General features: G+C 72.8%; 3 protein-coding genes (1 of these 3 only partly in view). All 3 read right to left on the bottom strand.

What is annotated here, in order from left to right:
• On the bottom strand, nucleotides 1-1,745 hold the start of the coding sequence (locus tag ABZ801_RS15780; RefSeq protein WP_360698207.1) for a non-ribosomal peptide synthase/polyketide synthase. Its footprint begins 20,893 nt before the window's first position; only the first 1,745 of its 22,638 coding nucleotides appear in the window; the start codon lies at nucleotides 1,743-1,745; its stop codon lies off the left edge, out of view.
• Nucleotides 1,739-12,490 carry an amino acid adenylation domain-containing protein gene (locus ABZ801_RS15775; protein WP_360698205.1) on the bottom strand — a complete coding sequence of 3,584 codons (10,752 nt, stop codon included), beginning with the start codon at nucleotides 12,488-12,490 and terminating at the stop codon, nucleotides 1,739-1,741. Before ABZ801_RS15775 ends, ABZ801_RS15780 begins: the two co-directional genes overlap by 7 nt.
• Nucleotides 12,487-14,298: condensation domain-containing protein (locus tag ABZ801_RS15770; protein WP_360698203.1), on the bottom strand; the 1,812-nt coding region annotated here is incomplete at its 5' end. The genes ABZ801_RS15770 and ABZ801_RS15775, both read right to left, overlap by 4 nt.

Here is a 14,298-nt window from a genome sequence, read left to right as displayed (position 1 = left end):
TCGTCGAGCGGCACGGGCCGGACCCCGGCGGCGGGCACGTCCGTGCCCGTCCCGGCGGTGGTGACCAGCAGGGACGCGCCGCTGTCGGCGAGCATGAACCCGAGCCGGTCCGCCGGGTACTCCGGGTCGAGCGGCACGTACGCCGCGCCCGCCTTCCACACCGCGAGCATCGCGACGATCAGGTCGACGCCGCGCGGCAGGCACAGCCCGACGACGGTCTCGGCGTCCGCGCCGCGGTCGCGCAGGTACCGGGCCAGGCGGTTCGACCGTTCCTCCAGCCCGGCGTAGGTCAGCGACTCCTCCCCGCACAGCACGGCGAGGGCGTCGGGGGCGGCCTCGGCGCGGGCCCGGATGAGGGCGGGCGCGGTGGCCTCGGGGACGGAGGCGGACGTGTCGTTCCAGGTGTCCAGGACTGCGTCGCGTTCGGCGGGGTCCAGCAGGTCGAGCCTGCCGAGCGGAAGATCGGGGTGGGCGGCGATCTGCCCGAGGATCCGCACCAGCCGGTCGGCGAGCGCCTGCACGTCCCGTTCGGCGAACACGTCGGGCCGGTAGCTGATCCGGAAGTCCAGGTCGTCGCCGGGGGCGACGGCGACGGTCAGCGGGTAGTGGGCGGCGTCCCGGCCGCCGGTCATGGCGAGCCGCAGCCCGCCGAGGTCGGGCGCGCGGCCCTCACCGGCCGGGTAGCTCTCGAACGCCATGAGGGTGTCGAAGCCGGCGCCGGGCCCGGCGACCCGCCGGATCTCGGCCAGGCCCAGGTACTGGTGGTCGAGCAGCGCGGACTGCTGCTCCTGGAGGCGGGCGAGCACGTCGGCGACGGTCAGGGCCGGGTCGAGACGCACCCGGACGGGGACGGTGTTGAGCAGCAGTCCCAGCATGCGCTCCACGCCGGGGATCTCGGCGGGACGGCCCGCGACGGTCGCGCCGAACACCACGTCGTCGCGTCCGGCCAGGCCGCCCAGCAGGATCCCCCAGGCGGCCTGGGTGACGGTGTTCAGCGTCAGGCCGCGGCCGCGGGCCAGTTCGCGCAGCGTCTCGGTGAGGCGGCTCCCGGCCCGGGCGACGACGGTCTCCGGCAGCACCGGCACGCCGTTGCCCGCGGCGGGGGCGACCAGCGTCGGCTCGTCCAGGCCCGCCAGCGCCGCGCCCCACGCCGCGCGCGCCCGGTCCTTGTCCTGGCGGGCCAGCCACGCCAGGTACTCGCGGTAGGGGGTGACGGGCGGCAGGCCGCCGGCGCGGCCGCCCGCACCGTAGACCGCCCACAGCTCGCCCATCAGGATCGGCAGCGACCAGCCGTCCAGCACGATGTGGTGCAGGGTGATCACCAGCCGGTGGCGGCCGGGTCCGAGCTTCACCAGCAGCAGCCGGAACAGCGGCGGGGCGGACAGGTCGAACCTGCGCAGCCGCTCCTCGGTGACGAGCCGGTCGGCCTCCTGCATGCCGGCGCCGCTGTCCAGGCCGGACAGGTCGACCTCGCGCCACGGCAGGCCGACGCTGCGCATCACGACCTGGACGAGCTGTTCGGCCCCGGCGGGGCGGCGGAAACCCACGCGCAGCCCCGCGTGCCGGGCCAGCAGCGCCTCCCACGAGCGGCGCAGCACGGCGGCGTCCAGGGGGCCTTCCAGGTCGACGACCTCCTGGCCGACATAGACGTCGAGGGCGTCGTCGTCGAAGAGGGCGTGGAAGAGCAGGCCCTCCTGTAACGGAGACAGCGGCCAGACGTCCTCAACTCGCCTCTGCGTCACCATGCGCCCCCTTCAAGTTCGGATTCGAGCTCGTCGATCTGGCCCTGCGCCAGCGTCACCAGCGGAAAGTCGGACGGGGTGTGGCCGCCCGCGTCCGCGCGGTCGGCGTACGCGGCCAGCCCCGTCAGCATCGCCGCCCACCCCGCGGCCAGACCGGAGACCGCCGCCTCGGGCAGCAAGTCTTCGGGCCAGGCCAGTGTCAAGGCAAGGGCCGGGCCGTCCGGCAGATCGTGGACGACGCCGGAGACCTCCAGCACGTGCCCGGCGGCCATGCGGGGATCGGCGCCGCCGCCCAGCCCGGTGCGGCCGACGGGCTGCCACGGGCGGTTCGTGTCGTCGGCGGCCGCGGCGAACCGCCCCAGGTAGTTGAACGCGATCTGCGGCGCGGGCAGCGCCGCCAGCTCGGCGACGGTGTCGGGGTTGAGGTGCCGCAGCAGCCCGTAGCCGAGGCCGTCGGACGGCACCGCGCGCAGCTGTTCCTTGACGCGTTTCACCAGGCGGTCGACGGCGGGTCCGCCGGCCCGCACGTCCGCGAGGTCCAGCGTCCCGGGGTCGAGGCGGACGGGGTGGACGCTGGTGAACCAGCCGACCGTCCGCGACAGGTCCAGCGTGTCGGACGTGCGGCCGTGGCCTTCGACGTCGATGAGCACGCCGCCGTCCGTGCCGCCGCCGTGGCCGCGCCGCCACTCGACGAGCGCGGCGGCCAGCGCCGCGAGCAGGACGTCGTCGACGCCCGCGTGGAACGCGGCGGGCACCCGCGTCAGCAGCGCGTCGGTGACGTCGGCGGGCACGGAGGCGTCCACCCGGCGCATCGCGCTCACCAGGTCGCGGGACGGGTCGAGGTGGCGTGCGCCCAGCAGCGGGTCGGGGCCGTCCAGCATCGCCTTCCAGACCGGCAGCTCGGCCGTCCGCTCCGGGCCGGTCGCCTGCTCGGCGAGGTCCAGGGCCCACTGCCGGTAGGGGACGGGCACGGGCGCCAGTTCCGCGTCCGGCGCCTCGTAGGCGGCGGTGAGGTCCGGCAGGAGGATCCGCCAGGACACCCCGTCCACCACGAGATGGTGGATCAGCCACAGCAGCAGGCCGTCCGCGTCCGGGCCCGCGTCGAACCACACCAGCCGGGTCATCACCCCGGCCGCCGGGTCCAGCCGCGACGCCTCCTCGCGGGCCTGCTCGGCGACGACGCGTTCCAGGTCGTCGCCGGCCTCCAGCCTGCGCAGCACGTCGGCGGCCGCGACCGGCCGCTCGGGGACCACGAGCCGATGCTCGCCGGGCTCCAGCCGGGCGCTGAGCAGCTCGTGCCGGTCGAGCACGGCCTGGACCGCGCCGGTGAGACGGTCGTGGTCCACTCCGGCGGGCACCGACAGCAGCATCGACTGGTAGAACCCGCCCGTCAGGGCCGCATCCCCCGACCGTTCCGCGGCCAGGTGGATCACCGGCGTCCACGGGACCGGGCCGGTCGCCGCGACGCCGCCGTCCTCGTCGTCCTCGATGGGGACCGCCACCGCCGCCAGCCCCGCCGGGGTCTGGTGCTCGAACACCTGCCGCGCCGTGATCGCCAGCCCGGCGCGGCGCGCGCCCGCCACCACGAGCATCGACAGGATCGAGTCGCCGCCCAGGGTGAAGAAGCCGTCGTCCGCGCCGACCTGTTCCAGCCCGAGCACCTCGGCGAACAGCCCGCACAGCGTCTCCTCCGCCGGGGTGGCGGGGGCGCGGCCGCCGACCATGCCGGCGAAGTCCGGGGCGGGCAGGGCGGCCCGGTCCAGCTTGCCGTTGGCGTTCAGCGGCAGCGCCTCCAGTTCGACGACCGCGCCCGGCACCATGTAGGCGGGCAGCAGGCCCGCCGCGAACTCCTGGAGCGCGGCCGTGTCGACCGAGCCGCCGGCGACCGGGACGACGTAGGCGACGAGCCGGTCGTCCCGGGCGACCACCGCCACCCGCTCCACGGCGTCGTGCCCGGCCAGGACGTGTTCGACCTCGCCGGGCTCGATCCGGAAACCGCGAATCTTCACCTGCTCGTCGGCGCGGCCCGCGAACACCAGCAGCCCGTCGGGGCTCCATGCGGCGAGGTCACCGGTCCGGTACATGCGCCGCCCCGGCCAGAACGGGCACGCCACGAACCGTCCGGCCGTCAGCCCGCGCCGGTTCAGATAGCCGCGCGCCAGTCCCGCGCCCGCCACGTACAGCTCACCGGTCACCCCCGGCGGCACCGGCCGCAGGTACTCGTCCAGTACGAACACCCGGGTGTTGAGGATCGGCCGCCCGATCGACGGCACCCCGCCGACCCAGCCGCCGCCGTCCTCCCCGACGGGTCCGGTGGTGCAGATGACGGTGATCTCGGTCGGGCCGTAGGCGTTCCACAGCCGCTCGCCCCGGCCCCAGCGCCGCGCCAGCTCCTCCGGCATCCGCTCGGACCCCACGACCCAGCGGGCCACGCCGCAGAACCGGTCCGGGTCCAGCTCCCGCACCAGGGACGGAACGAGGCTCACCGCGCCGACGCCCCGCTCGTTCACCATCCGGGTCAGCAGCTCCGGGTCGGCCCGCTCCTCGTCCGAGGCGATCACCAGCGTCGCGCCCGACGCCAGCGCCACCGCCACGTCCAGCACCGACGCGTCGAAGCTGAACGACGCGAACTGCAGCATGGCCACGCCGGGCGCCACCCCCAGCACGGGACGGAACGCCTCCGCGAGGTTCACCATCCCGCCGTGCCGGGCCAGCACGCCCTTCGGCCGTCCCGTCGTGCCCGACGTGTAGATGACGTAGGCCAGGCCGTCCGGGTGCGCCCGCGTGCCGACGGGTTCCGCGGACCGGCCCGCGACCAGCTCGTCCAGCGACTCGATCACCAGGGCCGCGCCGCTGTCGGCGAGGATGAACTCCAGCCGGTCGGCGGGGTATTCGGGGTCGAGCGGAACGTACGCCGCGCCCGCCTTCCACACCCCCACCATCGCGACCACCGCGTCGATCCCGCGCGGCAGGCGCAGGCCGACCACGGCCTCCCCGCCGATCCCGGCGTCCAGCAGGTGGCGGGCGAGCCGGTTCGACCGCTCCTCCAACCCGGCGTAGGTGAGGGCGGCGTCGCCGAACCGCAGCGCGACCGCGTCGGGCGTCCGCTCCGCCCAGCCGCTGATGATCTCCGGCAGCGTCGTCTCGGGGACGGGCCGCGCGGTGCTGTTCCAGTCGGTGAGCGTGGCCCGCCGCTCGGCGTCGTCCAGCAGCTCGACGCCGGCCACGTCGACGTCCGGGTCGGCGGCGACCTGTTCCAGCACGCGGACCAGCCGTTCGGCGATCCGGCGGGCGGTGGCCTCGTCGAACAGGTCGGTGGCGTACAGCAGCCCGCCCTGCAACCCGGCCGGCGCCCCGTCGGCGGCCCGGCTCTCGGTGAGGCTGACCGACAGGTCGAACCGGGCGGCCTCGGTGTCCGGCCGCACCGGCCGCACGCTCACCCCGGGCAGCTCCCACCGGGCGGGCGGCAGGTTCTCGATCGACAGGGTCACCTGGAACAGCGGGTGACGCGACAGCGAGCGGGACGGGCTGAGGTCGTCCACGAGCCGTTCGAACGGCACGTCCTGGTGGGCCAGGGCGGCCAGGTCGGTCTCCCGGACGCGCCGGACCAGTTCGGTGAACGTCGGGTTCCCGCTGACGTCGGTACGCAGCACCAGCGTGTTGAGGAAGTACCCCACCAGGTCTTCCAGCGCCGCGTCACCCCGCCCCGCCACGGTGGTGCCCACCGGGATGTCGGTGCCCGCGCCGAGCCGGGAGAGCAGGACGGCCAGCGCCGACTGCACCACCATGAACACCGTCGAGCCGGTGCGCTGCGCCAGCTCCACCAGCCGGGCGTGCGCGGCCGCCGGAACCGCGAGGGGAACCACGGCTCCCCGGAACGACGGGACGGGCGGGCGGGGCCGGTCGGTCGGCAGCGCCAGCTCTTCGGGCAGCCCGGCGAGCGCGTCCCGCCAGTAGCCGAGCTGGGAGCTGATCGCGCTGTCCGGATCGTCCAGCTCGCCGAGCACATCCCGCTGCCACAGCGCGTAGTCGGCGTACTGGACGGGCAGCGGCTCCCAGTCCGGTTCCCGGCCTTCCAGCCGGGCGGCGTAGGCGACGCCCAGGTCGCGGGCCAGGACGCCCATCGACCAGCCGTCCACCGCGATGTGATGGGCGGTCACGACGAGGATGTACTCCCCGTCGCCGAGCACGAGCAGTTCGGCCCGCCACGGCAGCTCGGCGCCGACGTCGAAGCCACGTCCGATCACCTCGGCGATCACCGCGGACGGCTCGGACTGCTCGGCCCCGGTGAGGCGGGTGACGGTCAGCGCCGGGTGCGCGGCCGGACCAGTGAGGATCTTCTGCTGCGGCAGCGCCGCGGTCTCCGGGTAGACGGTGCGGAGGGTCTCGTGCCGGTCGGCGACGTCCGCCAGGGCCGCCTCCAGGACGTCCGGGTCCAGCTCCCCCGAGAGCCGCAGCGCCAGAGGCACGTTGTAGGCGGCGCCGGACCCTTCCTCTTCGAGCCGGTTGAGGAACCACATGCGCTGCTGCCCGTAGGACAGCGGCAGGATGTGCGGGCGAGTGCGCGGAGTCAACGCCGGCCGGGCCACGGCCGAGCCTTCCGTGACCGCCCTGGCCACGGCCGCGACGGTCGGTTCGGCGAACAGGGCCCGGATGCCGATCTCGGTGTCGAAGACCGCCCGTATCCGGGCGAGCAGCCGCATGGCCAGCAGCGAGTCCCCACCCAGATCGAAGAACGAGTCTTCGGCTCCGACCCGCTCCAACCCGAGAACCTCGGCGAACAGGCCGCAGAGGATCTCCTCGGTCTGGGTGACGGGCGCCCGGCTGACCGACCGACCCGCGAAGTCGGGCGCGGGGAGGGCCGCCCGGTCGAGCTTGCCGTTGACGGTCAGCGGCAGCGCCTCCAACTGCACGAACGCGGCCGGAACCATGTACTCGGGCAGGGTTCCCGACAGGTGCTCACGTAAGGCGCCAGCGTCCACAGCACCGTTCGCCGGGACGACGTAGGAGACCAAGCGGCCGTCGTGCACCGTCACCACGGCGCGGTCGATGCTCTCGTGCTTCGTCAGCACGGCTTCGACCTCGCCCGGCTCCACGCGGAACCCGCGAATCTTGACCTGCTCGTCGGCACGCCCGACGAACTCCAGCTCGCCGTCGTTCGTCCAGCGGGCCAGGTCGCCGGTGCGGTACATCCGCCCATCGGCGAACGGGCAGGCCACGAACCGCTCAGCGGTCAGCATCGGACGGTTGACGTACCCGCGCGTCACGCCTGCGCCGGCGACGTAGAGTTCGCCGGTCACCCCTGCCGGAACCGGCTGGAGAAACTCATCCAGCACGAACGCCTTGGTGTTGCCAATCGGACGACCGATCGGTGGCGTACCCGGAGCATCGACGATGCCGACCGTCGCCATGACGGTCGTCTCCGTCGGACCATAGGTGTTCCACAACCGGTCGCCGCCTGCCCAGCGCGCGGCCAGGTCCGCCGACAGCCGCTCGGCACCCAAGACCCACCGATCCACGCCCTCGACCTGGGCCGGATCGAGCACGCTCAGCAGGGACGGCACGATGCTCGCCGCATCAACGCCCCGCTCATTGATCATTCGGGTGAGCGCCGCCGACTCGGCGCGCTCGTGCGCGGTCGCGATGACGAGGGTGGCCCCCGACGACAACGCCACAGCGATATCGAGCACCGAGGCGTCGAAGCTGAACGAGGCGAACTGCAGGATCGCCTTACCTGGTGCCGCGCCCAGCACAGGCCTCAGCGATTCGACCAGGTTGACCATGCCGCCGTGGTGCCCCATCACACCCTTGGGACGACCCGTGGAGCCGGACGTGTAGATGACATACGCCAAGCTCGCCGCGTCCACCTCGATCCCCAGCGGCTCGGCGGACTGCTCGGCGATCAGGTCATCGAGGGAGTCGATCCGCAGGGAGGCGCCGCTGTCGGTGAGCATGAACTCCAGCCGGTCGCCGGGATATTCGGGGTCGAGCGGCACGTAGGCGGCGCCCGCCTTCCAGACGGCGACCATGGCGACCACTACATCGATCCCGCGCGGCAGGCACAGACCCACGACCGACTCACGGCCGACCCCGGAATCCCGCAGATACCGCGCCAGCCGGTTCGACCGCTCCTCAAGCTCGGCATACGTCAGCGCCGCATCACCGCACCGCAACGCCACCGCGTCCGGCGTGCGCTGCGCCCACGCCCGGATCTGCTCGGGGATCAGGACATCGGCGACCGGCGCCTGCGTGGCGTTCCAGTCCGCCACCACGGCACGCCGCTCGGCCTCGTCCAGAACCTCGACCTGGCTGACGCGCAGTTCCGGGTCGGCGGCGAGCTGTTCGAGGACCCGGACGAGGCGGTCGGACAGGGCCTGGGCGGTCGCGGTATCGAACAGATCGGTGGCGTAGAGGACCTCTCCGCCGATGCCCACGGGGACGCCGTCCTCGTCGCGGCGCTCCGACAGGGTGATCGACAGGTCGAACCGGGCGGTCTCGGCCTCCTCGCCGGGCGGCATCGGCTCCACCCGGAGCCCCGGCAGCTCCCACTGCCCCTGCCGGTCGCCCGTAGCGCTCTGGAGGGTGAACATCACCTGGAACAACGGGTGCCGATCCAGCGACCGGGTGGGACTGAGTTCGTCCACCAGCCGTTCGAAGGGCAGATCCTGATGCGCATAGGCGGCCAGATCGGTTTCGCGAACGCGCGCCAGGAGTTCCAGGAACGACGGATCCCCGCTCACGTCCGTGCGCAACACCAGCGTGTTGACGAAGAACCCCGCCAGCCCGTCCAGCGCGGCGTCACCCCGGCCCGCGACAGGCGTGCCGAGCGGGATGTCGGTGCCCGCCCCGAGCCGGGCCAGCAACGCCGCCAGCGCCGTCTGCACCACCATGAACACTGTCGCGCCGCCCCGCTGCGCCACCCGGACCAGGCCCGCGTGAGCATCCGGTCCCAAGGTCACCGGTACGGAACGGCCCCGGAAGGACGGCGAGGCGGGCCTCGGCCGGTCGGTCGGGAGCGTCAGTTCCTCCGGCAGATCGCGCAGGGCTTCGCGCCAGTAGCCGAGCTGGCCACTGATCACGCTGTCCGGGTCGTCCGGATCGCCCAGCACCTCGCGTTGCCACACCGCGTAGTCGGCGTACTGGACCGGCAGCGGCGCCCAGGCTGGCGCCCGCCCCTCCCGGCGAGCCGCGTACGCGACACCGAGATCACGTGCCAGTACCCCCAGCGACCAGCCGTCCACGGCGATGTGATGCGCCACGATCTCCAGGACGTGTTCGTGCCGGCCCAGCTCCACCAGCCGGGCCCGCCAGGGCAGGTCCTTCCGGAGATCGAAACTGCGGTCAACGTCCTCGTCGGGCCGGGTGACCTCCAGCCGGGGATGACCGGCGCGACCCGTCAGCACCCGCTGGTGCGGTTCCCCGTCGATCTCAGGAAAGGTCGTGCGCAGGCTTTCGTGCCGGTCGGCGACGTCGGCGAGGGCCGCTTCCAGCGCGGCGACGTCCAGCTCGCCGGAGATCCGCAGTACCAGCGGCAGGGTGTAGGCCGCGCCCTCGCCGGCCTCCTCCAGTCGGTTGAGGAACCACATGCGCTGCTGCCCGTACGACAGCGGCACCACGTCCGGGCGGGGCCGGGCCTCCAACGGCGGCCGGGCCTGGCTCGCGCTCGCGGTGACGGCCCTGGCGACCCCGGCGACCGTGGGCTCGGCGAACAACGCCCTGATCCCGACCTCGACCTCGAACACCGCCCGCAGGCGAGTGACGAGCCGCATGGCGAGAAGGGAATCACCGCCGAGTTCGAAGAAGGAGTGCTCCGCGCCCACCTGGTCGAGGCCGAGGACTTCGGCGAACAGGCCGCACAACACCTCTTCGGTCGCGTTCGCCGGACCACGCCCGCCCGACCGGCCACCAAAGTCCGGGGCGGGCAGGGCAGCCCGGTCGAGCTTGCCGTTCGGGGTGGTCGGTAACGCCTCCAGCACCACGAACGCCGCCGGGACCATGTACTCCGGTAACCGGTCGGCCGCGTGCTCTCGCAGCGCTCCGGTGTCGACTGAACCGTCGGCCGGGACGATGTAGGCGACGAGGCGTTTGGTGCCGGGCTGGTCCTCGCGCACCACCACCGCGACCTGGCCCACGGACGCGTGCGCGGCAAGCGCCGCCTCGATCTCGCCCAGCTCGATCCGGAACCCGCGGATCTTCACCTGGTGATCGGCCCTGCCCAAGAACTCCAGCTCACCATCGGAGGTCCATCGGGCCAGGTCACCGGTTCGATACATCCGCTCACCGGTGCCGAACGGGCAGGCCACGAACCGCTCAGCGGTCAAGCCTTGGCGCCCCAGATAACCCCGGGCCAGTTGCACACCGGCCACGTACAGCTCTCCAGCGGCGCCGACGGGTACCGGCTGCAGGAAGTCATCGAGTACCAGCATCCGGGTGTTCCACACCGGACGACCGATCGGGATGACGGTCGCGTCCTCGTCGGGCGGGCAGGCCCGGAACGTCACATCAACGGCGGTCTCTGTCGGGCCGTACAGGTTGTGCAGCTCCACCGGCAGCCGCCGGTGGAACTCGGCCACCAGCTCGGCCGGCAGCGCCTCACCGCTGCACACCACCCGCCGCAGACTCCCGCACCGCCCCGGCGCCACCTCAGGCAGGAACGCACCCAGCATCGACGGCACGAAATGCACCGTGGTGATCTGCTCCCGCTCGATCACCTCCACCAGATACGCCGGGTCCTGGTGACCGCCCGGACGCGCCATCACCAACCCGGCACCCGTGATGAGCGGCCAGAAGAACTCCCACACCGACACATCGAACCCCGACGGCGTCTTCTGCAGCACCCGATCCGAGCCGGCCAGCCCGTACTGGTCCTGCATCCACAGCAGACGATTCACGATCGCCCCGTGCGAGACCGCCACACCCTTCGGACGCCCCGTCGAACCCGACGTGTAAATCACATACGCGACGTCGTCCGCGCCAAGTCGCACCGCTGGAGGCTTCGGGGTGTTGGCAGCCGACAGGGCGTCCACCACGAAGACGTCGAAGCCCTCGGGCACGGCGTCGCGGGTCGCGTCCGTGCAGACGACGACGGCCGGACGGGCGTCGGCGAGCATGAACTCGATTCGCGCCGCCGGATAGCCCGGGTCGACCGGCACGTAACCGGCGCCCGCTTTCAGCACGCCCAGCAGCACCGCTTCCAGCTCGACGGAGCGGTCGACCACCACCCCCACCAGGTCGCCCCGGCCGACGCCACGTGCCGCCAACTCCCCCGCCACCCGATCACTGGCCGCGTCCAGCTCGGCATAGGACCAACGCACCCGCTCGTCCGCCACTGCCAACGCATCCGGCGTCCGGGCCGCCTGGTCGGCGAACAACTCCACCAACGACGCCGACGCCACCCCACGCGCGGTGTCGTTCCAACCCGACACCACGACCTTGCGTTCGTCAGCGCCCAACGCCTCCAAACGCCCCACCAGCAGCCCGGGATCAGCCGCCATCTGCTCCAGCAGCCGCACCAACCGCTCGGCCAACGTCCGCGCCAAGGGCTCATCGAACACGTCGGGGCGGTAGTCCAGCTTCAGTTCGAGCCCGTCCCCCGGCCCCACCACCAGCGACAGCGGGTAGTGGGTGGTCTCCTGGACGTCGCCTCCGGTGAAGCGCAGGCCGCCGAGGTCCGGCGGGCCCTGCTGGTCCATGGGGTAGTTCTCGAACACCAGCAGCGTGTCGAAGGTGGCGCCGGAGCCCGCGAGCCGCTGGATCTCCGCCAGACCCAGGTACTGGTGGTCGAGCAACACCGACTGCTCCGCCTGCACACCCCCCAGCAGCGCCGCCACCGTCTCACCAGGCTCCAGCGCCACTCGCACGGGGACGGTGTTGATGAACAGGCCGAGCATCTGTTCCACGCCGGGCAGATCCAGTGGACGGCCCGCGACGGTCGCGCCGAACACCACGTCACGACGCCCCGTCAGCTTGCCGACGAGCAACGCCCACCCCGCCTGCACGACCGTGTTCAGCGTCACCCCGACACCGCGGGCCAGGTCGCGCAGACCGTCTGCGAGTCGTTCACCCGCCTGGACGGTCAGGCTGGACGGCGCCACCGGGACGTCGCTCGCGGGGGCGACGAGCGTCGGCTCCTCGACTCCGGCGAGAGCCTCGCGCCAGACGGCCCGCGCGCGGTCCTTGTCCTGGCGGGCCAGCCACGCGAGGTATGCCCGGTAGGAGGTCGCCCGAGGCAGGCCGGTGGTGACGCCTCCCGCGGTGTAGACGGCCCACAGTTCGTTCATCAGGACCGGCAGGGACCAGCCGTCCAGGACGATGTGGTGGGTGGTGATGACCAGCCGGTGCCGCTCCGGCGCCAGTTTCAGCAGGAGCAGCCGGAGCAGGGGCGGGACCGCGAGGTCGAAGCGGCGGCGATGCTCCTCGGCGGCGAGGCGGACGGCCTCCGCCGACGCGGCGCCCGGCGCCCGGCCGGACAGGTCGACCTCCCGCCACGGAACCCGCACGCCCCGGAAGATCACCTGGACGGGCGCGCCCGTGGCGCGCTGCCGGAAGCCGGCGCGCAGGCTCGCGTGCCGGTCGAGCAGCGCCTGCCACGACCTTCTGAGGACCTCGGTGTCCAGGGGGCCGTCAAGGTCGAGCACCCGCTGCCCGACGTACACGTCCGGGGCGTCCTCGTCGTAGACGGCGTGGAACAGCAGCCCCTCCTGCAAGGGCGACAGCGGCCACACTTCCTCCAACATGGACTCGCTCACTTCGGCCCCTTCCGCGCCATCTTCTTCGCCGTCATTTCGAATTCGTCGAGTTCGTGCTGGGAGATATCCGTCAGGGGGAAGTCGGACGGGGTGTGACCTCCGGCGTCGCCGCCGTCGGTGTGCGCGACCAGTCCGGACAGCATGGCCGCCCATGTCCCGGCCAGTTCCTCGACCGCCTCGGCGTCCAGCAGTTCTTCCGGCCAGGACAGGGTCAGGGCGAGGACGGGACCGTCCGCCAGGTCCTGGACGACGCCCGAGATCTCCAGCGTGTGCGTGGCGGCCATGCCGGGATCGACTCCGCCGTCCAGTCCCCCGAGCGGCTGCCACGGGCGGGGCTGCCGCGCGTCGGCGGTCGCGGTGAAGCGGCCGAGGTAGTTGAAGGCGATCTGCGGTGTGGGCAGGGCCGCCAGTTCGGCGGCGGTGTCCGGGTTGAGGTGGCGGAGCAGTCCGTAGCCGAGGCCGTCGGAGGGGATCGCGCGCAGTTGTTCCTTGATCCGCTTGAGCAGCCGGCCCGCGTCGGCGCCGCCGGCCCGCACGTCGGCGAGATCGATCGTTCCGGGGTCGAGTCGGACCGGATGGACGTCGGTGAACCAGCCGACGGTCCGCGACAGGTCGAGCGTCTCCGACGAGCGGCCGTGGCCTTCGACGTCGATCAGTACGCCGCCGCTGTGCCGCCGCCAGTCGGCGACAGCCGCCGTCAGCCCGGCGAGCAGGACATCGTCCACACCCGCATGGAATGCCGCCGGAACCCTGGTGAGCAGCGCCTCGGTCACCTCGGAGGACACCGACACGTCGAACCGCCGCATCCGCGCCACCACGTCGCGGGCCGGGTCCAACGGGCGCTTGCCGATCCGCGGGTCGGGGCCTTCCAGCACCGCCTTCCAGGCCGGTAGTTCAGCGACGCGTTCGGGGCCGGTCGCCTGGGCTTCGAGTTCGAGGGCCCAGCGCCTGAACGGAACCGGCACCGGTTCCAGCTCGTCGTCCGGCGCGTCGTAGGCGCCGGCGAGGTCAGGCAACAGAATCCGCCACGAGACGCCGTCCACCACGAGGTGATGGACGAGCCACAGAAGCGTGCCTTCGGCGTCGGGGCCCGCGTCGAACCAGACGAGCTGGGTCATCACCCCGGCCGCCGGATCGAGCCGGGACTCAGCCGCGCGGAGTTGCTCGTTCACCGGCTCGGCAGCCGGCACACGAAGCAGCGGCGGGTTCACCGACTCTTCGCGTTCCGGAATGACCAGCTCGGTGCCGTCGAGCCGGGCGCGCAGCACGTCATGGCGGTCCAGGACGGTCCCGACCGCGCGGGCAAGACGCTCGAAGTCGAGCCCGGCCGGGACCGACAGCAGCATCGACTGGTAGAACGCCTCGCCGCTCGACCGTTCGATCGCCTCCCGCATCACCGGCAGCAGCGGCAGCCGTCCCGTCGCCTCGACCTCGTTCGCGGCACCTTCGTCATCGGCTACGGGGACGGCCACGGCCGCCACCCCCGCCGGGGAGCGATGCTCGAACACCTGCCGGGCGGTGAACACCAGCCCCGCGCGGCGCGCCCGTGACACCAGCTGCATCGACATGATCGAGTCGCCGCCGAGGGTGAAGAAGTTGTCGTCCGCGCCGACCCGGTCGAGCCCGAGCACTTCGGCGAACAGACCGCACAGCACCTCCTCCACCGGAGTGGCCGGTGCTCTGCCGCCCGCCAGGCCCGCGAAGTCCGGAGCAGGCAGCGCCGCGCGGTCGACCTTGCCGTTCACCGTCAACGGCAACGACTCCAGCTCCAGCACCGCCGCCGGAACCATGTACTCCGGCAACCGCCC

It is taken from the genome of Actinomadura sp. NPDC047616 (assembly GCF_040642915.1).
GTDB classification, from domain to species: Bacteria; Actinomycetota; Actinomycetes; order Streptosporangiales; family Streptosporangiaceae; genus Spirillospora; species Spirillospora miaoliensis.
The sequence above is the reverse complement of the archived record's forward strand: the minus strand, read 5'-3'. Positions and strand labels throughout refer to the sequence as shown.